The organism is Kitasatospora sp. NPDC085464, from assembly GCF_044541955.1.
Lineage (GTDB): Bacteria > Actinomycetota > Actinomycetes > Streptomycetales > Streptomycetaceae > Kitasatospora.
Genome location: NZ_JBITTM010000083.1, coordinates 1 through 23,396 on the forward strand (window position 1 = coordinate 1; position 23,396 = coordinate 23,396).

Below are 23,396 nucleotides of genomic sequence, written 5' to 3' on the forward strand. Positions count from 1 at the left end.
AGGCGGCGCCGGGAAGGGCCGCCGGCAAACACCGGATACCGAGAAAAGGAAAAGTCACATGGCTTTGGACCAGAGGAAGCGGGCCGAGTTCGTCAACGGCTACACCCGTGCCCTGATCAGCGCCTGGTCGAGCGAGGAGTACGCGGCCCGCCTGCGTACCGACGCCCGCGCCGCCCTCGCCGAGGCCGGCCTGGAGCTCCCGGCCGACGCCGAGATCGTCATCGTCTCGACTGCCGCCGAGGGCGAGCAGGAGGGCAACCTGGAGGTGCAGGTCGAGCTCTTCGAGATCGGTCTGGCGACCGGTCGCTACGAGTTCCACATCCCGGAGACCCCGCAGATCGACACCGCCGAGCTGAGCGAGGGCGACCTGTCGGACATCGCGGCCGGCGGCAACTCCTGCTGCTGCCCGTGCTGCTGCTGCACCTGATCCAGCCGGGAAACCCGCCCGCCGGGCAGAGCGCCCGGCCGGTCGACCTGAGCACCAGGTCGGCCTGAACACCCCACAGAGGAGCGATCCACAGTGGCGACTGCCGTCGGGGAACACCCCGTCTCAGTCCGCGGCCTGCGCAAGAGTTACGGCGACTGGCACGCGGTCCAGGGTCTGGATCTGGACATCCACCAGGGAGAGGTCTTCGCCCTGCTCGGGCCGAACGGCGCGGGCAAGACGACGACCGTCGAAATCCTGGAGGGCGTCCGCCAGCGAACCGGCGGTGACGTGCGGGTCCTCGGCTGTGACCCAGCCGAGGACCGGCGCGAGTGGCGCGCCAGGATCGGGGTCGTCCCGCAGACCACCGGCGCCTACTCGGACCTGACGGTCCGCGAGGTCGTCGAGCACTTCGCGGCGTTCTACCCGAACCCGCTCCCGGTCGGCCAGGTCATCGACATGGTCGGACTGGGCAAGCACGAGAAGAAGCAGAGCGCGGACCTCTCCGGAGGCCAGGCCCGTCGGCTCGACGTCGCGGTGGGCATCGTCGGCGACCCGGACCTGATCTTCCTCGACGAACCCACCACCGGGTTGGACCCGGTGGCTCGCCGGGAGGCCTGGGAGCTGGTCCGCTACTTCTCCGAGCGCGGTCGCACCACCGTGCTCACCACGCACTACCTGGACGAGGCCGAGGCGCTGTGCGAGCGCGCCGCGGTGATCGTCGCCGGCCGGGTGGTCCAGTGCGGACCGCTGGCCGAGTTCGGCGGCCGTTCGCAGACTCCGACCACGGTCTCCTTCCGGATTCCGCCGGAGCTGGCCGGCCGCACGCTGCCGCCGCTGCCACCCGGGGCCGAACCGGCCCCGGTGGGGGTGGACGGCGTGCTCCGGATCGCCACGCACGCCCCGACCGCGCTGCTCGCGGCGCTGGTCCCGTGGGCGCACCTGGCAGGGGTCGGCGAGCTGCCCGAGCTGCGGGTGCACCGGCCGACCCTGGAGGACGTCTACCTGGACCTCATCCGGGAGCACGCCGACGGTACCGACCGCGGCGCCGACACCAGCCAGAGCATCACCCACGAGGCGGGCAAGCGATGACCCTCACCCAACCCACCGCGACCGCCCCGGCCACCGGGACCGCCGGCGGCACCACGACGCCCCGGCGGGCCGGCCGGATGCCCGGCATCCTGCGGGCCGGCGCGGCCCGCTCCAAGGTCGAGCTGCGGGCGTTCTTCCGGAACAAGCAGTCGCTGGTCTTCACCCTGATGTTCCCGGTGATCCTGCTGGTCGTCTTCGGCTCGATCTTCTCGGGCAAGGTGGCCGGCACCGACACGGACGTCAAGCTGGTGTTCATGGCCGGCATCATCGCCGCCGGCGTGATGAGCACCGCCTTCTCCGGCCTGGCGATCAACATCGCGATCGAGCGGGACACCGGCACCGTCCGGCGGCTCGCGATGACCCCGATGCCCAAGTCCGCCTACTTCGTCGGCAAGCTGGTACGGGTCATCGTCACCACCGCGCTGGAGACCGTACTGCTGATCGGCATCGCGCTGGCCCTGTTCGGCCTGCCGCTGCCCAGCACCCCGGAGCGCTGGTTCACCCTCGGCTGGGACCTCGCCCTCGGCACCGTCGCCTGCGCGATGGCCGGCGCCGCCTACTCGGCGCTGATCCCCAACAGCCGGTCGGCCGCGGCGATCGTCACCCCGGTCTTCATGGTGCTGCAGTTCATCTCGGGCGTGTTCTTCCCGTTCGGCCAACTGCCCGCCTGGATGCAGACGGTGGCCGCGTTCTTCCCGGTCAAGTGGATGGCCCAGGGCTTCCGGTCGGTGTTCCTGCCGGACTCCTTCACCGTCGTCGAACCGGCCGGGAACTGGGAGCTGGGGCACATCGCGATGGTCCTCACCGCCTGGTCGCTGGCCGGCCTGCTGCTGACCGCCTTCTCCTTCCGCTGGCGCGGACCCCGGGTCCGCTGAGACTTTGGGGGCTGCACCCATGACGACGGCGACGGTGCGACTGCCCGAGCACCTGATCCACCCGTTCGCCCCGGCCGGGCGCGCGAACCCGCACCCGGCGTACCGGTGGCTGAGGGCCAACGACCCGGTGCACTACGACGCCGCGTCCCGGCTCTGGCTGGTCACCGCGCACGCCGACTGCGCGACCGTCCTGCGCGACCCGCGCTTCTCGGCCGCGCAGGGCCAGCGCGAACGCGCCCGCGACGACGCCCTGCCGCCGTCCATGCTCACCACCGACCCGCCCGACCACCACCGGCTCCGGGCCCCGGGGGCGCTGCTCCTGGGGCCGGCCGCCGTCCGCCCGCTCGGCGCGGGCCTCGCCGCCGACGTGGACGCGCTGCTCGACGCCCTTCCCCTCGACCGGCCGGTGGACGCCGTCGCCGACATCGGCCGACGGCTCGCCACCGCCGTCTACGCCCGCCTCTTCGGGCTCCCCGCCGCGGAGTTCACCCGCTTCGAGGCACTCGCCCGGGCCGCCTCCGTCAACCTCGACCCGATGGTGCCGCCCGCCCGCGCCGCCCTCGGCCGCAGCGCCGCCGGCGCACTCACCCACTACCTCGACAGGCACACCGCCCGGGTCGTCCGCGAGGGGCCCGAGCTGCCGCTGACCGCCCTGGCCACCGACGACCGGCTGAGCCGCGCCGAGATGCTGGGCATCCTCAGCCTGGCCGTCATCGGCGGCTGGCAGCCCCTCGCCGAGTCCATCGGCAACGCCCTGCACCTGCTGCTGCCCGACCGCGCGGCGGTCGCCCGGCTCGCCGGGGCCGACGAGGACCTCGCCCGCCTCGCGGTGGACGAACTGCTCCGGCTGGAGGCACCGATCCCGTTCACCGCCCGGGTCACCACCGACCGGGTCGAGCTGAACGGCGGCGTCCTGCCGCCCGGTGCCCGGGTCCTCGCCGTGCTCACCGCCGCCAACCGCGACCCGGACGTCTTCGCCGACCCGGACGGAATCCGCCTGGACCGCAGCCCCAACCCGCACCTCGGCTTCGGCGGCGGCCCGCACTTCTGCCTCGCCGCCCCGCTGGTCCGGCAGACCGCGGCCCTGCTGCTGCCCCGGCTGCTCCGCCGCTTCCCCGCCCTGCGCGGTCCGTCCGGCCCCCCGGACTGGGACCTCTGCCTGGTGCCGCGCCGCCTGCGGGCCTTCCCGGTCGACCTCGGGGGTGAACGGTGAGCGCGTACGACGTCATCGTGGTGGGCGCCGGCCCGTCCGGCCTGAACTGCGCCCGGCTGCTGCAGCGGGCCGGGCGGCGCGTCGTGGTGTACGAGGCCAGGGGGCGCGTCGGCGGCCGGATCCACACCTTCCACCCCGCCGACGGCGGCCCGCCGCTGGAGCTCGGCGCCCAGGTGGTGCACGGGGACCGCAACCCGGTGCACCAGCTGGTCGGGCCCGGCCGCACCACCGAAGTACCGCGCCGGGTCAGCGCCCGGATCGTCGAGGACGGCGCCAACCGCGAGATGGGCGCGCTCAGCCGGGGCCGCCGCGCGCCCTGGCAGCTGGAGGCCATGCTGCAGCGCGCGCCCGGCATCACCGGCCTGTCCGTCGGCACCTGGCTGCGCGCCCAGGGCAGCACCGGCCCGGAGGCCGCGGCCGCCACCGAGTGGTTCCGGCAGAACTGGGCGGCCGACCCGGACGGGCTGAGCGCCGCCGCCGTCGCCGAGGCACACCGCCGGGACGACGTCGGCGAGGGCGAGTTCGCCGTCGACGGCGGCTTCGCCCGGCTGCCGGAGCGGCTGGCCGAGGGCCTGGCGGTGCGGCTCGGCGAGCCCGTCCGGGAGCTGGCGCACGAACCCGGACGGGTCACCGTACGGACCGACGCCGGGACGGCCGCCGCCCGCGCCCTCGTGCTCACCGTCCCGCCGGCGGCGCTGGCCGGGATCGCCGGGCTGCCCGCCGACAAGCGCGCGGCCGCCGGCCGGCTCCCCGCCGGGGACGGCTGCTGCGCCGTGGCCACGCTCGACCGGCCCGCGCCCGACACGGTGATCGTCTTCGACGTGGACGGCCGCACCGGCTTCGTCCGCTGCACCGCCGGCCGCCCCGAGGCCCTGGTCGTCGCCAAGGCGGACGCCGCCGCCGAGCTGCGCGCGGCCGTCGCCGACCCCGCGGCCCTGGCCGCCCTGCTGGCCACCGCCCTGCCCTGGACCTCCGGCGCCGCCGTCACGGACCTCGCCGTCGCCGACTGGGGCCGGGACCCGTACGCCGCCGGGGCGTTCACCGCGCCCCGGGCCGGGCTGGAGGACGCCGCCCGGGAGTGGGCGGAGCCGGTGGACGGCACGCTCTTCTTCGCCGGCGAGGCGACCGTCTCCGGCGAGCGGCTGCCCTGGGTGCAGGGCGCCCTGGCGAGCGGGGAACGGGCCGCCGAACAGGTCCTCAAGGCACTGGCAACCCGATGAACGTGAGTCCGATGACTGTGCACCACGGCTGGTACCTGCTGGCCTTCCTCACCGAACTGGCCGACGAGATCACCCCGTTGGCCGTCGGCCCGCACCGCCTGATCGCCGTCCGCGAGGGGGAGCGGGTGCGCGTCCTGGACGCCTCCTGCCCGCACCGCGGCGCCCACCTGGGCCACGGCGGGCGGCGCGAGGGCGACTGCCTGGTCTGCCCCTTCCACGGCAAGCGGATCGCCCTCGGCGACCCGTCCAAGCGCTGGTCGGTCGCCGAGCACCGGGTGCTGACCTGGGGCGACGCGCTGTTCGTCCGGCTCTCCGACGACCCGGACGGCGACCGCGGCTTCGAGCGGGCGGTGAAGGGCTGGGAGGACGAGTACCCGCTGGTCGCCGCCGTCAGCCTGCCGGTCGCGGTGCCGTCCGAGTACGTGGTCGAGAACGCCTTCGACCCCGACCACTTCAAGGCCGTGCACGGCGTCCCCGGCACCCGCGGCATGACCGCGCGCGACGGCCGGAGCGGCGAACTGGTCATCGAGGGAGAGTTCCTGATGCAGACCTCGCCCTGGCAGGACGCCCGCACGCTGGAGGAGATCCGCTGGGAGGCGGTCCGCACCGGCCGGGTGCGGTGGGACTTCAAGCCGCGCTTCCACGCCCAGGCGTTCAGCCCCAACGTGGTGGTCACCGAGTTCGGCCCCGAGGCGGAGCGGCAGGTGATCGTCACCGGCTCGGTGCCCACCGAGGACGGCGGCTGCGTCGCCCGGGTCGCCATCGGCGTGCGCGAGAACCAGCGGGCCGCGCTGCCGGCCCTGCTCGGCGGCAGCGAGAAGGCCCTTGCCGAGGACAAGGTGGTCTGGGAGCACCTGGACCATGCGATGACACCGCGCTACGACGCCCGCGACGAGCCGGTCCTCGCCTTCCGGCGGTTCTGCGCCGACTTCTCCGGAGGCTGCGATGCCTGAGGGCCCGAACCTGCACCTGCACCGCCACGGTGACGGCCCGGCCGTGCTGTGGCTCCACGGCTACACCATGGACTCCACCACCTGGCAGCCCCTGTGGGAGCGCCTCCCCGGCTGGACCCACATCGGCGTCGACCTCCCCGGCCACGGCCGCTCCGCCCCGCTCACCCCGGGCCTGACGCTCCCGGCCCTGGCCGGGCAGCTGGCCGAGCTCGCGAAGGAGACTGGCGCCCGGCGGGCCGTCGCCCTCTCCTTCGGCTCCATGTCGGCGCTGCAACTCGCCGTCCAGGAACCGTCGTTGCTCGACCGCCTCGTCCTCGCCGCCCCCACCCTGGCCGGCACCCCCAACGAGGACTCCGCCCGGGTCCGCTACCAGCAGCTGGCCATGCTCTACCGCATGACCGGCCCCGGCGAACCGCTCGCCGACCTCTGGATGCAGTCCCCGCCCGACATCTTCACCGGCACCGAGCGCCACCCCGCCCTGCGCGCCGCGCTCAGGTCCGTCGTCGCCCGCCACACCTGGGCCGAACTCGGCAACCGCGCCATGGACGCCCTCACCGCCCACCACCACACGGCGGACGACCTGCGCCGCATCACCGCCCGCACGCTGGTCCTGCTGGGCGACGAGGACATGCCCGCCTTCACCCGCAACGCCGAACTGCTCCGCGACACCGTCCCCGACTGCCGACTGGAAACCCTGCGGGAGACCGGCCACCTCCCCCTCCTGGAACGCCCGGAGGAATGCGCCCCACTGATCGCCGCCCACCTGGCGTGAGCCGTACGAAAGCGGCCCGCTCCCCGCCACCGCGGGGAGCGGGCCGCTTCGGTACGCCCGCCCGCAGACCGTGTGTAACGCTTCGGAGCGCGCGAGCCAAGTAGAGACGTAAGGAAGTGCTCGTCGTCCCAAGGAGCCATCCGTGTCAGCGGAGCACCACCCGATAGCACCACCCTCGCGAGACCCGGCGGCGTTCGCCGTGTTCTACCAGCAGCAGTTCGACACCGTGCTCGGCTTCGTCACCCGTCGCACCGACAGCGCGCACCTGGCCGCCGATCTGACGGCCGACATCTTCCTGACCGCACTGGAGCAGGCCGACCGCTACGACGCCCGCCGCGGCGCGCCCGTCGCCTGGCTGTACGGCATCGCCCGCAACGTCCTGGCCGCCCACTTCCGCGGCAACGTCCGCGAGCTCAACGCGGTGGCCAGGATCGCCGGCCAGCGGATGCTCGACGACCAGGACGTGTCCGCGATCGAAGGACGCATCGACGCGGCCCGCGAGGCCCGCGGGCTGGCGGACCGGCACGCCGCCCTGTCCGAGCCGCTGCGCGCGGTGCTGGACCTGGTGGCCGTCGACGGGCTCGCCGTCCGTGAGGCGGCCAAGGTGCTGGGCATCAGCGCGGCCACCGCCCGGGTGCGGCTGCACCGGGCCCGCAAGGCACTGCAGAAGGCCGTCCCCGTCCCGCCGGCCGGCACCACCGGTACGTCCGTGAACACCCTCCTGGAGGCCGCCTCGTGAACACGCCCCTGCACTTCCAGCAGAAGCTCGGCGCCGAACTCGCCGCCCGTGCCGCGAGCCTGCCCGCCGCGGGCGCCCCGGTCCGGCTCCGGCCGCGCCACACCCGCAAGCTGGTGGCGACCGGCTTCGGGCTGGCCGCCGCCGTCACCGCGGTCGTCCTGGTGCCGCACGGCGGTGCCGACGGTGGCGCCACCGGTGCGGCCACCGCCTCGCAGCCCGGTGTCACGGCCTCCCCGGCGGCCGGCGGCGGTTCTACGGCGGTGCGACTCACCACCGCCTCCTACACGGTGGCCCCCAACACGGACGGCACCGTCTCCTTCCAGCTGATCGGCGCCGACTGGTCCGGGCTCCAGGAGGCCCTGCGCTCGGTGGGCGTGCCCGCGCTGGTCATGAAGGCCTCGGCCGACTGCCACACCCGGGTCACCACCGACGGCAGCCATTTGGAGTCGGTGACGTCGATGGACCCCAAGAACGGCCGGATCACGATCCTGCACCCCGCCGCGATCCCGCCCGGCGAGAAGCTGCTGCTGGTCGACACGGCGCCCGAGGGCGCGCCCCACCCGGGCACCGTCGGGAACGTGGACATCTCGCTGACCAAGGAGACCCCCGGCTGCTTCCCCCTCTCCCAGAGCGGAATCGGCGTGGGCTGAACCGCCCGGGCCCGGCCCGTCACGGGCGGGCCGGTCCGACCGCCGACGGCCCGCTCCCCGCACGTGGGGAGCGGGCCGTCGGCGGTGGGGGGTTCGTGGTGGCGCCGGTGCGGCTACTGGTGCAGGTAGGTGTCGGTGAAGCTGGTGCCGCCGGAGCTCAGCGCGCTGGTGCGGGCCTCGTAGGTGCCGTTCGCGCTGGGGTCGAGCGCGACCGGGCCGTAGGAGCCGAGGGACTTGCCGTTGACGGTGGCCGACGTGAAGCTCAGGGTCCCGAACTTGGGGTACGAGCCGGTCGGCGACTCGATGATCACCTCGGCGCTGGTCCGCTGCGCGGAGAGGGTCTTGGTGGTGGTGTAGGTCCAGCCCCGCGTGGAGTCGGTCAGCTTGAGGGTGTACTTGTTGCTGCCGGCGTACGTCACCGAGGCGCTGATGGAGTCGCCTGCCGACACCGGGTACGAGCCGGTGCTCAGGTACACCGGGGCCGCCGGGTACATCTCGTACCAGGCCTGGTTCACCGGGCTGCCGCTGGAGCAGTCCGTCGCCACGCCGGTCTGCTCCACGCTGGAGGAGCCGTACCCGTCGATGCCGACCCAGGGCGCGTACAGGTCGTTGGTGGAGTTGCAGGTCGCGCGCGGCTCGGTCCAGGTCGCCGACACCGAGGTGAAGCCGCTGCCCTGGGCCGCGTATCCGCCCCAGTTGTAGCCGTTGGTGTTGTAGCTCAGCGGGCGGAACGACAGCGCCTGCGCGGCCGTGGCGGTGGCCGGCGCCGCGGGGGCGGCGAGGGCGGCTGCGGCCGCGACGGCGGCGAGGCGTATCCGGAAGTTGCGCATGCTTGCTCCTTCGTGGGGGACGGGCAGGCGACTCACACGCCGGCCCCGGCCGTGGGGGCGGCCGGGGGGCGGCAGTTCAGGGTTGCCGACCTGTCATGAGCCGGGCAAGGGGAGCGGCGCGAAGGTTGAGGAAGTAATTGCCTTGTAGGGAGCAGGACTTGACGTTCGATGCCCCGCCCCCGCCCCCCGCCTGCGACGCCCTGCCACAACCGGTATGCGAACGGCCCGCTCCCTGCACGCAGGGAGCGGGCCGCTTTGGTGTGCTGTCTCAGATGTGTTCAGGGCGACCGGATGGCATAGGCGGTGAATCCGGCGTGCTCACCGGTCGGTTCGAACCCCGCCTTGAGGAGGACGCGGCCGGAAGCCGGGTTCTGCGGGTGGTGTTTGGCGCGGATCACGGACAGCCCGAGGCGGCCGAAAGCCCAGGGCGACGAGCCCGCGTACCGCTTCGGTGGCGACGCAGGACGCAGCCGGCCGAGGCGAAGGATTGGTCGAGGTGGAGCTTGGCGATCCCGAGCAGGTCGCCGTCGACATCGAGGCCCAGGGTGTGGACCGTGCGCGGGGACCGGGCGGCGGAGGCCGCAGCGTCGTGAGCGGCGCTGCGGGCTTCCGCGGCGTTCATCGGCCCGCGTCCGAGGAACCTCGTCGACTCCGGGCCGTAGATGCTCTGGAGGGCTGCAGCGTCGTTCGGGGTCAGCTCGCGTAGCCGGATCACGCGTCCACCGCTCGTACGAGGTCGGCCAGTTCGACGGCGCTCGGCCGGTCGTCGGGCCCGGCCAGCAGGACGTCCCGCAGGCGGGCCTGAAGCGTGGGCCAGGGCGTCGAGGTGGCGAGCGGGACGGCCCTCGTGGCGATGGCCTTGCGCATGTCCTCGATCGGCGTGCCCCGCCCGAGTCCGGCGGCCTCGTAGTCCAGCGGCCACGTGCCTGTGACGCAGGTCCACAGGGTGCCGGCGAGGGCATGGACGTCGGCCGTCTGTGTCGTGTCGACGGGCTGGGGGCCGGTGATGACGGCGGCAGCCGACTCCGGGGCGGTGAGGTGCATCATCGTGCCGTCGAATGCGGTCCACGGGGTGCTGCCGAGCCGCCGGGACCAGGCGAAGTCGAGGAGGCGCACCGTTCCGTCCGCGCCGTGGATGCCGTGCTGGGGTTGGAGGTCGCCGTGTACCCACCCCTCGGCGTGGAGGTCGGCGACGGCGCGGCACAGCTCCACCGCCGCGGCAAGGGCGTCACCCCGCCCGCCGTCGCCCTTGCGTACCGGGCGGAAGACCTCCCAGGTGGACGGTCCGGCCAGCCACGGGGTGACGTACCAGACGCCGTCGTCGAAGCGGCCGGCGGTGACGGTGTAGCCGGGGATCTGGTCCAGGACGGAGGCTTCGCGCGCGGTGACCTCGGCGGCCTCACCGGTGCCGAGCTTGATGCTCGCGATGCCTCGCGGCCCGGTGGCCTTCCAGACTGCGGAGCCCCGCCGGTTGCTGATCTCCGCCAGCTCCAGCGGACCACACATGGACCGCGCGGCCTTCAGCGCTTCGTCGGCCGCAGGAGTGAACTCGCCCATTCTCTTACTGCCTTCCACCCGCACGGGATGTGCTCGGAGACGACCCGCAGAATCAACCCGAGAGCGGCCCGCTCCGCAGGGAGCGGGCCGTTTGGTGTGCCTGTCAACCGAAGGGCAGGACCTGGGTGCTGCCACCGGCGAGGATGTGCTGGTAGTCGCTCTCGCCGTGGAGCGACCGGTAGTTGATCACCGGATCGCCGGCTGGCACGAGGGCGGTCGCACAGCCCAGGCACCAGGGCTGTGGCGGCTGCACGTCGAGATCCTCGATCACCGCAGGAGCGGAGCACTGCGTGCAGTTTGGCATCGGGTCCTTCCGGGGTCGGGGTCGTGGAAGGGGCGGGAGCGGGTCGGAGGGAGCGGGGCCCGCCTGTGTGCCGCGGTGCGTCAGACGGTAGCCCCGAAGCGGTCGTGTTCGATGCTTGCCACACCCAAATCACTGGCAGTAAAGGCCAGTTGTAGGCGGCAAGGTCGGTCGGGTTTTCGATCTCGCACAGGGCGTTCGCGGTGTTGTCCTCCTGTTCGATGTCGCGCTCAGCGCACGGGGTGGTTCGCCGCCCGGACGCGGGTGAGCAGGTCAGCCCGCCGCTGCCGCTCCTCGGAGGTCAGAGGAGCTGCGGTGTGATCCTCCGGCGTGAGGACCGGCCGGGAGGGCGCCAGGCACTCCCCGCCAGCCAAGTGCTGTGCGTGAGTTCGGACGAGCATCCGCCCGATGGTGGGGTACTCATCGGCCGGGTAGCGCGCCTTCGCGTCGACGAAGAACGCGCATCCCGGGCATTCGCCTGCGGCCATGAGATCAGCTCCCCGTGCCTGATGAGATGTCGTCAGCAGGAAGGTAAGGAGCCGATGGCCGTGCGGTCGATGAAGTTGCACCCGGTTGCACCGGTTCACCCGAGCGAGTCGATGGCCTTCGTGATGCAGGTCCGTGCCGTCGGGCCTCGGAGGGCGAGCTTCGCCAGTTCGGCGAAGGCCCGGTGATAGGTGCTGATCTCGCTCGGAGTGGAGATGTTGATCTCGGCCGTCAGGGTCTCCACCGCGACCAGCTCGTCATCGAAGGCGTAGAACGCTTCGAGCGGCCACACTGTACGGCGCACGCCCCGCGGGATGATCCCGAAGGACACGTTCGGCTGAGCCATGACCGACAACAGGCGTCCCAGCTGGCCGGCCATGGCCGCGTCGTCCGCCACTCGGTAGTACAGGACCGCTTCCTCGACCAGGATCGCGAACCGCTGGCCGGCGTTCTGGATCACGGCCGATCGTTCGGTCCTGGCTCGGACGGCCTGGTCGACATCGTCAGGTGTTCCTTGGAAGTCAGTGATCGACCGAAGGAGCCCTGTTGCGTACCCGGCTGTCTGCAGCATTCCCGGCACGACGTTGGATGCGTAGACCCGGAAGTTCCTTGTTCGTTGGTACAGCGGAAGGGTCTTCTCGTGGATTCGTCGCATGCCGTCGCGGTGGATCTGCCGCCACTGCACGTACATCGAGTCGGCGGAACGTGAAGCCGAGATGAGGTCCGAGGCCTGGTCCTCGGATCCGCAGGCGGCGCACCAGGCACGGATGTCCGCATCCGAAGGCGCGGTCAGACCGCGCGCGATCCGCGATGACTTCGACTTGTGCCACCCGCACCGGACGGCCAGTTCATCCCCGGTGAGCCCCGCGTCCTTCTTCATCGCGTCCAGGCGTGCGGCGATCTCTGCGCGTGCGGCCTTCGCACTGGACAGCGGAGAGGTGGGCATGAACCGGCCGATCGACTTCCGGCGCAGGCGCTAGACGGCGAAGTTCTGGTGCGGGACCCCGGCGTCCCACACGGCCTCGAAGGCCGAGGCGCAAAGCGCTACCACCGCCGGGTCTTCGGTCTGATCGGTGTGGACCCACCGGCCGTCGCCGTCGAAGATGTTGAACTGGACGACACGGCCGTCGAAGATCCAGCAGTCGTTCCCGGGGAGGGCGATTCCCGACGCACCACGCCTGGGGAGCCACCGAATCTCTTCACCCGCCGCGACATTGGTGAAGGTCCCGGAATGTTCGAAGCGGATGTACTCGCTCACCGGCTCCGAGACGACCCGGGCGCGACGAATCGCGACGCCCTTGCGGGTGACTTCCTGCACCAGGTCCAGCCACGGCCGCCACCACGACTCCCGGTTCTCGGGGTCGAGCCTCTTGCCCTGACGCCATGCGGTGAACCCGTCGGTCTCGTTCTCGACCGCGTACCAGTCCCGCATCTCCAGGTGCAGCGCGGAGTGCTGCGCGGATCGGATCAGATCGGCGAAGCTAGAGAGCGTCTGCGCCACGAACGGCCTCCATGAGAAGCGGGATCATGCGTTTGGGGATCCGGACCACGGCCTCGTGCTCCGGAACGGGGCCGGCCTTCCGGCACTCGGCCTCCGTTGCCCGATCTGCCTTCCAGCCTTGGATCACAAGCTCCCCGCGCTCCTCGTCGAGCCACACGGACGGGCATCCGTGATCGCCCGACTCCGGGTCCTTGCCGAGGAATCGTAGCTCCATGACCACCTCCGCAGATGCGCCTGTTGTCCTCAGTTGTGACGACCTTGAACTCGGCCCGATGACGTCGTCAACGGCGCATCGGTGCACGGGCGGTACGCCGGTCACTTCCCTGAGCTCTGTCGGGCGTGCACCGCGAGGCCCTCGCCATGAGAGGGCGAGGGCCTCCGCGTGTCTCAGTGCTGCTCGTTCTACGGGGTCCACGCCTCGTTGCGGTCCAGGTCGCGGAGGAGGTGGAGGAGGTTGAGCATGGTGCTGACCGGGGCGTTGCCGAAGTCGACGAGGATGCGGCCGTCGATGGTGGACCCGCCGGGCGAGGCGGAGCCCCAGAGGAGTCCGTACGGCATTCCACGCCTGTGCAGTTCGCCGAGGAGGGCCGTGATCTGCGGCCCGCTGTAGTCGCGCATCCGCGGGTCGTCCGGGGCGACCGGTTCGCGGGTCACGCGACGGAGTCCAGCTCGTACCAGACGCTCTTGCCGCGCTTCTGCGGGTCGACGCCCCAGCGGTGGGTCAGGCCCTCCACCAGCTGGAGGCCGCGGCCGGTTTCGGCGAACTCGGCCGAGGTCCGCTGCTGGGGGACGGCGTCGGACTCGTCGGAGACGGTGACGCGGAGGGTGTGCCCGAGGAGGGAGAACCAGACGACGGGCGCCGTGGTGTCGCCGTGGCGCCACGCGTTCACGAGGAGCTCCATCAGGGCGAGTTCGGCGTTGAAGATGGTCTCGGGGTGCCAGCCGTTGCGGGTCAGGACGTCCCGCAGGGCCTGCCGGCTGAGGGTGAGCGAGGGGGTGTTACGGGTGCACACGGGAACCTCCGTGAGGCTGTGGTGTGGGAGAGGAGACGACGGGCGTCGCCGTGAGCCAGGCCAGGCCGGAGCAGGGCTGGTTGCTCTTCGGTGCCGGGGCAGCAGGCGCCTACTGCCCTGGGTGCAGGCATTACTGACGATCCGTCGGATCGAGCTGGGAACGACGATAGCGCATCGGGGCTTAAGGTTAATCTCGATGTGCGAAGGTTCCCCCGATGGAGTAGTTCCCCCGGATGGTCACCCCCGCGCGCGGCACGGCAGACTGGCGCCTGTACCAGCAGAGAGGACGCCATGGCCAACCGTCAGAACCCGACACTTCGCCAGCGTCGACTCGGCGCCGAACTTCGGCGGATGCGAGAGCAGGCGGGCTTCACGGGCAGCCACCTCGCCCGCCTACTCGGTGTGACTCCGGCCCTGGTGACGCAGATGGAGAGCGGGAAGTCCGCCGTCAGCGTGGATCGCCTGCACGAGATCGCGGAGGCTTGCATGTGCGCCAACGCGCCCTTGGTTGACGCGCTCGCCGACATGGCCAGGGAGCGAGAGCGAGCCTGGTGGGATGAGTATCGAAACGTACTCGCAGCCGCGCCAATTGATGTGGCGGAAATCGAAGGGCGTGCGAAGAGGCTCAAGAGCTTCAACCTTGGTTTCATCCCGGGGCTACTTCAGACAGGGCCCTATGCCGCTGCTGTGTTCGCAAGAGGGTTCACCCCGCTCCCCGGTCGCGAGGTCGATCGCAGGGTGAACTTCCGCCTGCGGAGGCAGCAGGCTATTCGATCCGGTGAAGCTCTGTACGTGGCGCTCGTCCATGAGGCGGCGTTGCGTATTCAGTACGGCGGGCCTGCGGTGCTCAGGGAGCAGCTTGATTCCCTTGTCATCGACTCTGAGCTTCCAGGAGTCTCACTGCGAGTCGTGCCGTTCGATACGGCTGACTTCGCTGGTCCCAGCGAGAACCTGGTCTACGCGGAGGGGCCGGTGCCGGAGCTGGACACGGTCCAGGCCGACTCGTCTCACGGCTCCCACGTCTTCGACTCGCCAGCCCAGCTGGCGGGCTATCGTGCAATCTTTGATCGCATCGAAGCCGTCGCGCTCCCGGAGAGCGAGTCGCGAGATTTCATTCGCTCGATCGTGAAGGAAATGAAGGACAGGTATGAATAGGTCCGAGTGGCGGAAATCCAGCTTCAGTGAAGCGGCCAGCAACTGTGTTGAGGTTCGTGCGGTCAATGAGGTGATCGAGCTTCGCGAGTCCGACGACGGTGACGTCATCGTCCGCACCTCGCCCGCCAAGTTCGCTGCCTTCATCCGGGGCGCGAAGGCCGGCGAGTTCGACCACTTCATCGCCGACGCCTGAGCACTTCGCCCCGTCGAGCCGGGGCTCGACGGGGCGAAACCCTCAGGTCACCCGGACCGGGCGGACCTCGACGAGGTCGCCCGGGGCGCCGGGCATGCGGCGGGCCCAGGCCACGGCCTCCGCCTCGTCGGCGACGTCGATCACCCACAGTCCGCCCAGGTGCTCGTGCCCCTCCCGGTACGGCCCGTCCGAGACTGGCGCCCCCGAGGCGCCCCCCGGCACCACCAACCGGGCGGCACAGCTGCGGTGCAGCCCACCCCCGTACCGCACGCCGACACCGGCCTCGGCGAGCTCCCGGCCGAATCTCGCGTGGGCGGCGTCGAGCGCCGCCTCCTCCGCCTCGCTCAGCCCGTTCCAGACCCGCTCGTCGCCGTGAATGAGCAGGGTGTATTCCATGATCCTCAGTTCTCCGTTCCCACCGGCCGGTCGGTCCTCGGTGGCCCGTCGCAGCGACGGACCTCCACCCGGCCCGATTCGCTGAGCGGTAGTTTCGCCGCCCAGCCGAGCGCCTCCTGTTCGGAGGGCACGTCGATCACCCAGAGGCCGCCGACCTCCAGCACCCCCTCCCCGGCCCGGGCCTCGCCTTCGGCGGCGGCCGGCCGGGCCAGCCGCGCGCCGTAGACGATCCGCACGCCGGCTTCGGCCAGCTCCCGCCCGAAGGCGCGGTTGGCGGTGAACCGCGCCTCACGCTCCTCGGGCGTCATCCGGTCCCAGTCCGTCTCCTGGCCGAAGACCAGCAGTGCGTACTCCATGTGCGGTCCCTCCCCGACAGAACGAACTACGAACGAACGACCTACATCTGCCGGCTGGCGAGCCGGGCGAACAGTCCGTCCCGGTCGGCCAGCAGTTCCTCGTACCGGCCCTGCTGGACCACTCGGCCCTGGTCCATGACGATGATCCGGTCGGCCTCGGCGACCGTCGACAGCCGGTGGGCGATCACCACCCGCGTGGCGTTGAGCCGCCGCGTGGATTCGGTGACCAGCCGCTGGGTCGGGTTGTCGAGTGCGCTCGTGGCCTCGTCGAAGAAGACGATGCGGGGCCGGGAGACCAGCGCGCGGGCGATCATGAGGCGTTGCCGCTGGCCGCCGCTGAGGGTGCTGGTGCCTTCCGAGAGCACGGTGTTCATGCCCATCGGCAGTGCCGCGATGTCCTTGTCGATGCCGGCCATCTCGGCGGCCGCCCAGGCGTCGTCCAGGGTGTGGTTGGTGGAGCCGACGATGTTGGCCTTGATGTCGCCGGCCAGCAGGGCGCCGTGCTGCAGCACGACCCCGCACTGTCGCCGGACCGCGGAGACCTCCAGTTCGCCGAGGTCCTGGCCGTCGTAGAGGACGGTGCCGGCCTCCGGCCGTTCGAAGCCGAGCAGCAGCCGCAGCACGGTGGACTTGCCGCTGCCGGACGGGCCGACGACGGCGACGAACTCGCCGGGTTCGATGGTCAGCGTGACGTCCTGGAGGGCGGGCGGGCCGTCCTGGCCGTAGCGGAAGGTGACGTGGCTGAGGCCGAGTCGCCCGGAGAGGTCGCCCGGATCGGCCTTGGTGTCGTCGACCTCGGGCTTCTCCTCCAGGATCGGCCGCAGTCGCTCCAGCATCGGTACGACGCCCATCGCGGTGACCGCGGCGGAGGTGAACTGCAGGCTGGAGGCGATCAGCAGGTTGAAGGCGGTGAAGAAGGCGAGGAAGACCGGGATCGGCACGCTGCCGTCCAGCGGGCCGGCGATCACGCCGAAGACGATGACCGAACAGACCAGCGGGAAGCCCGCGTTGAAGGTGGTGACGGCGTTCTGCACCCGGCGGGAGGAGGCGGCGAGGCCGCGCCCCTTGCCGAACTCGGCGGCCCACACCCCGAACACCCGGTCCTCGGCCGCGGTGACGCGCAACTTGGGCACGGCGGTGAGCAGCTGGAAGACCCGGGCGGACATGGTCTGCTCGTGCGCGTACAGCCGGCGCTGCCAGCGGACCTCCAGTCGGCCGGCGACGAGGGCGAAGCCGCCGCCGATCAGCACGAGGACGGTGGCCAGGGCGGCCAGCCGCAGGTCGTAGAAGAAGACCAGCACCAGGTTGGCGAGCCCGGTGAGCAGCCCGAGGGTCGCCGTGGTCATCATCCCGGAGAGGGTCTCCTGGGCGGCGCTGACGCCGAGCACGGTGGTGCCGAGCTCGCCGGTGGAGTAGTTGGCGAAGAACGGCGCGGGCAGCGACAGCAGCCTGGTCCAGACGCCGACCTGCATGGCGGCGGTGGAGCGGCTCTCGATCCGCAGCACGGCGATGTTCTGCACGATGGACAGCGCGGCCACCGCCATCGCGGAGCCGATCACCACCAGCGCGCCCTCGGTGATCAGGTTGCGCTGGGCGTGCGCGACGAAGGTGCCGAGCACCTCGCCGGTCATGATCGGGACGAGCAGGCCGATCAGCGCGACCAGGGCGGCCATGCCGGTGAACATCCACAGGTCGCGCCGGTTGTTGCGCAGGCCGAACTTGAGCAGTCCGCCGACGGTCCGGACGGTCGCCGGCAGCGGCCGGTACAGCACGGTGGCCTTGTTCTGCAGTTCGGCGGCGAGCTTCGGGGTCAGCGGGGTGACCTTGCCGCCCTCGGCGAGGACGTAGCCGCCGCCGGAGCCGTCGCCGAGCGGCAGCAGCGCGACCGGGGCGCCGGCCTTGCGGTAGCCGATCATCGCGCCGAGGTCGTGGCGCCACCACCGGCCGTCGAGCCGGACGGAGCGGGTGCGCACGCCGGAGGCGAGCGCGATGGCCTGCAGCCGGTCCAGCCGGCGGTCGTGGCCGTTGCCGGTGACCGGGGCGGTGACGGTGTAGCCCTCGTGCGCGGCGACCAGCCGGGCGGCGGCCAGGGTGGGCTCGTCGCCGGTGGCGTCGCCGATGCGCAGCCGGGAGGAGGTGTCGCGCAGGACGGTCTCGAAGCCGCGCGCGGAGTCGGCGAGGGTGCCCGCGTCGCGTTCGCGGCGGGCGGTGATCAGTTCGGTCTCGGCGTCGCGGCGGGTCTCGATCCGGCGGTCGACGGCGTCCAGCAGCCGGCCGCAGTGCGCGGTGAGGCGTTCCCAGAGGCCGCCCTCGTCGAGGAGTTCGCGCGGGGAGCGGGCCCGGACGGTGGCCGGGCCGGTGGCGACCAGCCAGTCCTTCTCGGTGAGGCAGAGCTCGGTGCCCCCGGCGAGTTCGCCGGCCGCGCCGCCGGGCGCCTCGACGGTGCCCTCCTCGACCCGCACCCACTGCAGGCCGTCGACCGAGCGCAGGGCCTGGCCGCGCTTGAGGGCGGTGGGCCCGGCGGGGTCGAGCGGGGTGAACTCGCGCGGCGGCAGGGTGTCGCGCAGGGCGCCGGCCAGGGCGGTGAGGCCGCGGGCGAGCCCGGCCAGGAACTGGTCGGCGGCCTGCTGCTGTTCGCCCTCGGGCAGGGCTCGGACGGCGGCTCCGGCCGCGGTGCCGCAGTCCCGGCCGCGGGCGGAGAGGCCCTCGACCCAGGAGGTGGCGAGGTAGGAGACCTCGGCGCCGAGCACCGGGCGGGCGACGATGCCGCGCCGCGCTCCGGCGGCCGCGCCGGGCACCAGCGTGCCCGCCTCCATCCGGCACAGGAAGTGCCAACGGCCTTGCGGCGCACCGGATTCGAGGCTCACGGCGAACAGGTCGACGGCGCCGGAGCGGACCAGCAGCATCCGCCCGGGGTCGTCCAGGACGAGGTAGCGGTCGGCGAGCGGCTCGACCGGTTCGGCGGCCTCGGTGAAGAACGGCGAGAAGACTTCCACAGCGAGTGTCACAGCTCGTCCTCCTCCTCGCGGCGCGCGGACTCGATGAGCGCGGTGTAGTGCCCGCCCAGCGCCAACAGCTCGTCGTGGGTGCCCCGTTCGACGATCTCGCCCTGGTTGAGCACGATGATCTCGTCGGCGTCGCGGACGGTGGAGAGCCGGTGCGCGATGATCAGGCAGGCGCAGCCGCGGCGGCGCAGGTTGTCCATGATCACCCGCTCGGTCTCCGGATCGAGCGCGCTGGTCGCCTCGTCCAGGACCAGCAGGGTGGGCTCGGTGGCCAGCGCGCGGGCCAGCTCCAGGCGCTGGCGCTGGCCGCCGCTGAAGTTGCGCCCGCCCTCCAGGACCGGGCTGTGGATGCCGCCGGGCCTGGTCATCACGGTGTCGAAGACCGCGGCGTCGTGCAATGCGGCGGTGACGGCCTCGTCGGGGACGTCGTCGTTCCACAGCGTGAGGTTGTCCCGGACGGTGCCCTCGAACAGCGAGATGTCCTGGTCGACGTAGGCCAGCGAGGAGGCCAGCACGGTGCGGGACAGCTCCTCGCGCGGCCGCCCGTCCAGCAGGATCCGGCCCGACCACGGGGTGTAGAGGCCGGTCAGCAGCCGGCCGAGGGTGGACTTGCCGCTGCCGGAGCCGCCGACCACGGCGATCCGCCGGCCGGGGACGACGGTCAGGCTGAGGTCCTTGATGATCGGGTCGGAGAGCGGGCTGTAGCCGAAGCGGACGTTCTCGAACTCCAGGTTGCCGTCCAGCTTGGGCCCGGCCTGCGGCTCCGGTTTGGCGAACGCCGCTGCCACCGGGTAGCGCTCGACGTCGTACAGCCGCTTGATGTCGGCGGTGACGTCCTGCAGCCGGCCGCCCAGGTTGGTGAGCTGGGTGACCGGGCGGCTGAGCGCGGCGAGCAGGGTCTGGAAGGAGACCAGGATGCCGACGCTCATCGCGCCGTCGACCACCCGCTGCCCGCCGACCAGCAGGATCAGCCCGCTGTTGAGCGCGGCCAGCATCGGCGGCACGACGGTGAGCACGGCGCTGGGGATGCCCAGCTTCTGCTTGGCGGTGACGACCTTGGCCAGGAAGCCGGCCCAGCGGCTGAAGGCGTCCGGCTCGGCGCCGGTGGCCTTGACCGTCTCGATCAGCGAGAGGGTGGTGAAGGTGGTCGCGGTCAGGTTGCCGCGGTCGGTGCGCAGGGCGGCGACGGCGTCGGTGCGGGAGCGGGCGACGGCCTGCAGCACGACGATGTTGAGCAGCGCCATGCCGAGGCCGACGACGCCGAGCAGGATGTCGTAGCGGATCAGGATGGCCGCGTAGAACAGCACCAGGCCGAGGTTGATGACGGTCAGCGCGAGGTCGCGGGAGAGGATCTCGGCGACCACGTCGTTGCCGGAGACGCGTTTGGCGACCTCGGCCGGGCGGCGCTGCAGGAAGAAGTCGACCGGCAGCCGCAGCAGGTGCCGGAAGAACCGGGCGGAGCTGACCAGCCCCATCCGGATCTCGATCCGCAGCAGGTAGTGCCGTTGGACGGAGGTCAGCACGAAGACGACGACGGCGGTGGCGGTCATGGCGGCCAGCAGCGGGAGGAGGTAGCCGCTCCCGCTGCCGGCCAGGACCCGGTCGATGAACACCCGGGTGTACGCGGGGATCGCGATGCCGGGCAGCACCAGCAGCAGGCTGGCGAGCAGCACCAGCGGCATGGCGCGTCCGGTGGGCAGCCGGCGTTCCAGCAGCGCGCGGGTGATGCCGCCCCGGTCGCCGCCGGGTTCGAAGTCGGGGCCCTTCTCGAAGGAGAGGACGATCCCGGTGAAGCCGGAGTCGAACTCGTCCCACTCCATCAGCCGGGGGCCGCTGGCGGGGTCGTTGACCGCGACGACGGTGCGCCCGTACCTGGTGCGGACGCCCTCGACCACCATGAAGTGCTGGAAGGCCCAGAAGATGATCACCGGGCCGTCGAGGTCGCGGAGCTTCTCGGCCTCGGTCTGGTAGCCGCGGGCCTTGAGCCCGTACGCGCGGGCCGCGTTGAGCAGGGTGGAGGCGCGGGCGCCGTCGCGGGAGACGCCGCAGACGCCGCGCAGGTCCTCCAGCGGCACCCAGCGGCCGTGGTGGGCGAGGATCATGGCGAGGCTGGCGGCGCCGCACTCCACCGACTCCATCTGCAGGACGGTCGGGACGGCGTGCCGCCAGCGCCGCGGCGCGGCCGCCCGGGTGGGGCGGCCGCGGCGGCGCTTGCTCCTCCTGTCCCCGGGCTCCTTCGAAGGAGCGGTGCTCCGGGTGGTCTCCGGGATCGTGGTTGTCATCGGAGCCCCCCTCAGCGGCCGAGGATCAGGTTGAACGGGGTCTGCTTGCCCACGTTGATCGTGGCGGTGACGGCGACCTGGGTGCCCAGCGGGTTCGGCGGGCCGCTCTGCGAGGTCCAGGAGTAGCCGCTCGGGGTGTCCGGGTCGGGCGTCAGCTCGACCACCACCAGGCGGGGCGCGTCCTTGCCCAGGTAGCGCTGGGCGGCGAGGTCCCCGCCGACCAGGCCGGAGACCGCCTCCTTGGTCAGCGCGTAAGGGCTGACCGAGCTGACGGTGCCGCGCAGCAGGCCGAAGGCGCCGGCCGGGGTGGTGGAGACGTTGAGGTCCACCTGGTCGCCGGGCTCCAGCCCGATGGTGTGGGTCGAGGGCACGAAGACCATCGCGACCACGCCCTCCTGCGGGTCCTCGACGCGTTCGACCGAGACCACCGGGGAGCCGGGCGCGACGACCTGCCCGTCGGTGACCGACAGGCCGACCACCCGCCCGCCGAACGGGCTGGTGATCTCCCGGCTGTGGCCCTCGGCGTCCTCGACCCGGGCCACCGACTGGCCCTGCCTGACCTGGTCGGAGGGCTTGGCCAGGACGGTGCGGACCATCCCGCCGAACGGGCTCTGGATCATCGCGGTGCCGTGCGGGCGGGTCAGCAGGCCGGGGGCGTCGACGGTGATCGGGATGTTCCCGGCGAAGGTCCACAGCAGCGCCGCGGCCATGGTGATCATCACGACGAACAGGGCGATCCAGCCGCGCGGTGCGGCGAGCAGGGTGGGCGAGTCCAGCTCGTCCGGCTCGCGCATCCGCTGCAGCGCCTTGAAACGGAACTTCATCGTCTGGCTTCTCTCCGTGGAACGCCGACGTCCTGGCGCAGCGTCGGGGGCCGGCTGCCGATCACGAGCTCACCGACGGTGCCCTCGGTGAAGTAGTCGATGCCGCTGGCCGCGGCGAAGTCGGCGGCGTCGCCGCCGCCGAGGCCGCAGACCGCGAGGTCCATCGCGGTGCCGACCAGGTAGAGGGTCTGGTAGAGCGCGCCGACGTGCTTGAGGATCAGCGGGTAGGCGACCGTCTCGTACTTCCACATCACCCGGCCGAAGCGCGCGGTGACCAGCAGCACCACCTGCGGGTCGGCCTTCATCAGGCTCGACTCGCGGGCGCCGGAGACCAGTTGGGCGGTCGCCGGGCTGGGCTCGCTGACCAGTTCCAGCTCGTGCCGGTCGGTCGCGTAGTGCCACAGGCCGGGCTTGAGGCCGGCGCAGGAGGTGACCAGCGGGTACACCTCCAGCTCGTGCACCGCGCCGCCGCTCGGGTACGGCCGGTCGGCCAGTTCCTGGCCGTCGCCGCCGGTGAAGGTCTGGCGCCGGCGGGCACTGCGGTAGAGCAGCTCGCCGAGCTGCTCCAGGGTGATCGGCGCCTGCTCGTCGTGGTCGCGCACCGAGCGGCGCTGCTCCAGCACCTCGGTGAACGGCCGGTCGGCGCGGGCGAGTTCGTCCAGGTCCGGGACGGGCAGGGCGACCTTCTCGCCGGGGAACGGTGCGGGCGAGGCGGGCTCGGGGGCGAACCGGTCGCCGAACCGGTAGGTGCCGCCGTACCCGGCGACGGTGGTGGGCCGGCGGGTGCGGGAGTGGAAGGCGAGGTCGGCGGCCTGCCACTGGGCGAAGCGCTGATCCTCGGCCTCCGGCTCGGCGCCGGGGGAGCCGTACGCCAGCAGGCCGGCCGCGGCGAACAGCCGCAGGGTCTGCCGGACGGCGTCCAGCGGCAGGCCGCCGGGCAGCTGGGCGAGGGCGGCGGGGCTGGTCCAGCCCGCCAGTGCGGCCAGCAGTCCGGCGGCCCGGGCGGTCAGTTGGACGGCCAGCGGGCTGCCCGGGGCGCGGACCAGCAGGGCACCGTCCTCGACCGCGGCGGAGGCGAAGCGGGACAGCTTCACCTGCCCGGTCGGGTCCGGTGTCGGCCCCGGCTCGGCGGCGCCCCGGCCGACCGGCCGCAGCCGGGCCAGCGGCTCGTCCGAGGCGCCGGTCGCCAGGTGGACGGAGTGCTCCAGCAGCCCGGCGGTGCCGAGCCGGCGGCGGGTCAGCTGCCAGCGCAGCAGCCCGGCGTCGCCGTCCCGGGCCGCGACCAGGGTGGCCAGTTCCTCCTCGGTCTGCTCCCCGGCGGCCAGCGCGGTCACCGCGTCCAGCGCGCCGGGGGCGAGGTCGTTCAGGTTCAGCGCGCCGACGGGCGCGGTCAGCCGGACGGCGCGCGGGCCGAGCGGCGCGAGCGCGCCGTCGGGGCGCAGCCGCAGCCGGCGGACCGTACGGGCGGTCGCGGGCAGGTGGAGCCCGTCGGGACCGGCGGTCGGACCGGCGGTCGCATCGGTGGTCAGAGCGGTGGTCATCGTGTCAGCACCCGGCCG

At 72.4% G+C, this 23,396-nt stretch carries 25 protein-coding genes; 11 read left to right on the forward strand and 14 right to left on the reverse strand.

The window, feature by feature from the left end; all coding sequences use genetic code 11:
• Positions 1-58 precede the first annotated feature (58 nt).
• The 9 genes from ACIGG8_RS40960 to ACIGG8_RS41000 all read left to right on the forward strand — a co-directional run bounded on the left by ACIGG8_RS40960 (position 59) and on the right by ACIGG8_RS41000 (position 7,938).
• The gene (locus tag ACIGG8_RS40960) at positions 59-427 is read left to right on the forward strand and encodes a hypothetical protein (RefSeq protein WP_350526397.1); all 369 of its coding nucleotides are present in this window, start codon (positions 59-61) and stop codon (positions 425-427) included.
• A gap of 93 nt (positions 428-520) precedes the next feature.
• The gene (locus ACIGG8_RS40965; protein WP_396553663.1) at positions 521-1,516 is read left to right on the forward strand and encodes an ABC transporter ATP-binding protein; all 996 of its coding nucleotides are present in this window, start codon (positions 521-523) and stop codon (positions 1,514-1,516) included.
• The gene (locus ACIGG8_RS40970) at positions 1,513-2,391 is read left to right on the forward strand and encodes an ABC transporter permease (protein ID WP_350526399.1); all 879 of its coding nucleotides are present in this window, start codon (positions 1,513-1,515) and stop codon (positions 2,389-2,391) included. Before ACIGG8_RS40965 ends, ACIGG8_RS40970 begins: the two co-directional genes overlap by 4 nt.
• A 19-nt stretch (positions 2,392-2,410) precedes the next feature.
• Entirely contained in the window at positions 2,411-3,604 is a 1,194-nt protein-coding gene (locus ACIGG8_RS40975; protein ID WP_396553664.1) for a cytochrome P450, read from the forward strand.
• Entirely contained in the window at positions 3,601-4,824 is a 1,224-nt protein-coding gene (locus ACIGG8_RS40980; protein ID WP_396553665.1) for a flavin monoamine oxidase family protein, read from the forward strand. The genes ACIGG8_RS40975 and ACIGG8_RS40980 overlap by 4 nt, the downstream gene beginning before the upstream one ends.
• Before the next feature lie 11 nt (positions 4,825-4,835).
• Complete coding sequence (locus ACIGG8_RS40985) at positions 4,836-5,777, forward strand: Rieske 2Fe-2S domain-containing protein (protein ID WP_396553666.1); 942 nt, start codon at positions 4,836-4,838, stop codon at positions 5,775-5,777.
• Positions 5,770-6,549, forward strand: coding sequence for an alpha/beta fold hydrolase (locus tag ACIGG8_RS40990; protein WP_396553667.1), 780 nt, complete (start codon positions 5,770-5,772; stop codon positions 6,547-6,549). The genes ACIGG8_RS40985 and ACIGG8_RS40990 overlap by 8 nt, the downstream gene beginning before the upstream one ends.
• A gap of 142 nt (positions 6,550-6,691) precedes the next feature.
• Positions 6,692-7,288: an RNA polymerase sigma factor gene (locus ACIGG8_RS40995; protein WP_396553668.1), complete on the forward strand. Its 597-nt coding sequence runs from the start codon at positions 6,692-6,694 to the stop codon at positions 7,286-7,288.
• Positions 7,285-7,938, forward strand: coding sequence for a hypothetical protein (locus tag ACIGG8_RS41000; protein WP_396553669.1), 654 nt, complete (start codon positions 7,285-7,287; stop codon positions 7,936-7,938). The genes ACIGG8_RS40995 and ACIGG8_RS41000 overlap by 4 nt, the downstream gene beginning before the upstream one ends.
• A 113-nt stretch (positions 7,939-8,051) precedes the next feature.
• Here ACIGG8_RS41000 and ACIGG8_RS41005 read toward each other — a convergent pair whose 3' ends face one another.
• From ACIGG8_RS41005 to ACIGG8_RS41040, 8 genes are all read right to left on the reverse strand, one after another.
• Entirely contained in the window at positions 8,052-8,768 is a 717-nt protein-coding gene (locus tag ACIGG8_RS41005) for a G1 family glutamic endopeptidase (protein WP_350526408.1), read from the reverse strand.
• Positions 8,769-9,479: 711 nt separating this feature from the next.
• Positions 9,480-10,325 (reverse strand): hypothetical protein, encoded by an 846-nt coding sequence (locus ACIGG8_RS41010; protein WP_396553670.1) that lies wholly within the window; start codon positions 10,323-10,325, stop codon positions 9,480-9,482.
• Between the two features lie 103 nt (positions 10,326-10,428).
• A complete protein-coding gene (locus tag ACIGG8_RS41015) occupies positions 10,429-10,596 on the reverse strand; it encodes a hypothetical protein (protein WP_396553671.1) in 168 nt (55 codons plus the stop codon).
• A gap of 260 nt (positions 10,597-10,856) precedes the next feature.
• Positions 10,857-11,114 (reverse strand): hypothetical protein, encoded by a 258-nt coding sequence (locus ACIGG8_RS41020; RefSeq protein ID WP_396553672.1) that lies wholly within the window; start codon positions 11,112-11,114, stop codon positions 10,857-10,859.
• Positions 11,115-11,209: 95 nt separating this feature from the next.
• Positions 11,210-12,058, reverse strand: a complete 849-nt coding sequence (locus ACIGG8_RS41025; RefSeq protein ID WP_396553673.1) for a helix-turn-helix domain-containing protein — start codon at positions 12,056-12,058, stop codon at positions 11,210-11,212.
• Between the two features lie 30 nt (positions 12,059-12,088).
• Complete coding sequence (locus ACIGG8_RS41030) at positions 12,089-12,613, reverse strand: DUF6879 family protein (RefSeq protein ID WP_396553674.1); 525 nt, start codon at positions 12,611-12,613, stop codon at positions 12,089-12,091.
• Positions 12,614-13,015: 402 nt separating this feature from the next.
• On the reverse strand, positions 13,016-13,267 hold the full coding sequence (locus ACIGG8_RS41035) for a hypothetical protein (protein WP_396553675.1): 252 nt from the start codon (positions 13,265-13,267) through the stop codon (positions 13,016-13,018).
• Positions 13,264-13,626 (reverse strand): ATP-binding protein, encoded by a 363-nt coding sequence (locus ACIGG8_RS41040; RefSeq protein ID WP_396553676.1) that lies wholly within the window; start codon positions 13,624-13,626, stop codon positions 13,264-13,266. The genes ACIGG8_RS41035 and ACIGG8_RS41040 overlap by 4 nt, the downstream gene beginning before the upstream one ends.
• Positions 13,627-13,917: 291 nt before the next feature.
• Between ACIGG8_RS41040 and ACIGG8_RS41045 the strand changes: the two genes are divergently transcribed.
• Together ACIGG8_RS41045 and ACIGG8_RS41050 are read left to right on the forward strand one after the other, a co-directional pair.
• On the forward strand, positions 13,918-14,781 hold the full coding sequence (locus tag ACIGG8_RS41045) for a helix-turn-helix domain-containing protein (RefSeq protein ID WP_396553677.1): 864 nt from the start codon (positions 13,918-13,920) through the stop codon (positions 14,779-14,781).
• Complete coding sequence (locus ACIGG8_RS41050) at positions 14,774-14,974, forward strand: DUF397 domain-containing protein (protein WP_396553678.1); 201 nt, start codon at positions 14,774-14,776, stop codon at positions 14,972-14,974. The genes ACIGG8_RS41045 and ACIGG8_RS41050 overlap by 8 nt, the downstream gene beginning before the upstream one ends.
• 42 nt (positions 14,975-15,016) lie before the next feature.
• On the opposite strand, the gene ACIGG8_RS41055 is transcribed toward ACIGG8_RS41050, so the two are convergent.
• From ACIGG8_RS41055 to ACIGG8_RS41080, 6 genes are read right to left on the reverse strand one after another with little or no spacing between them, the layout of a single operon-like run.
• Positions 15,017-15,370, reverse strand: coding sequence for a YciI family protein (locus tag ACIGG8_RS41055; protein WP_396553679.1), 354 nt, complete (start codon positions 15,368-15,370; stop codon positions 15,017-15,019).
• Positions 15,371-15,375: 5 nt separating this feature from the next.
• Positions 15,376-15,726 carry a YciI family protein gene (locus ACIGG8_RS41060; protein ID WP_396553680.1) on the reverse strand — a complete coding sequence of 117 codons (351 nt, stop codon included), beginning with the start codon at positions 15,724-15,726 and terminating at the stop codon, positions 15,376-15,378.
• A gap of 41 nt (positions 15,727-15,767) precedes the next feature.
• Positions 15,768-18,734, reverse strand: coding sequence for an NHLP bacteriocin export ABC transporter permease/ATPase subunit (locus tag ACIGG8_RS41065; RefSeq protein ID WP_396553681.1), 2,967 nt, complete (start codon positions 18,732-18,734; stop codon positions 15,768-15,770).
• Positions 18,731-21,013, reverse strand: a complete 2,283-nt coding sequence (locus tag ACIGG8_RS41070; protein WP_396553682.1) for an NHLP family bacteriocin export ABC transporter peptidase/permease/ATPase subunit — start codon at positions 21,011-21,013, stop codon at positions 18,731-18,733. Before ACIGG8_RS41070 ends, ACIGG8_RS41065 begins: the two co-directional genes overlap by 4 nt.
• Before the next feature lie 11 nt (positions 21,014-21,024).
• Entirely contained in the window at positions 21,025-21,837 is an 813-nt protein-coding gene (locus ACIGG8_RS41075) for an HlyD family efflux transporter periplasmic adaptor subunit (protein ID WP_396553683.1), read from the reverse strand.
• Positions 21,834-23,378, reverse strand: coding sequence for a SagB family peptide dehydrogenase (locus ACIGG8_RS41080; RefSeq protein ID WP_396553684.1), 1,545 nt, complete (start codon positions 23,376-23,378; stop codon positions 21,834-21,836). Before ACIGG8_RS41080 ends, ACIGG8_RS41075 begins: the two co-directional genes overlap by 4 nt.
• Positions 23,379-23,396: the final 18 nt, after the last annotated feature.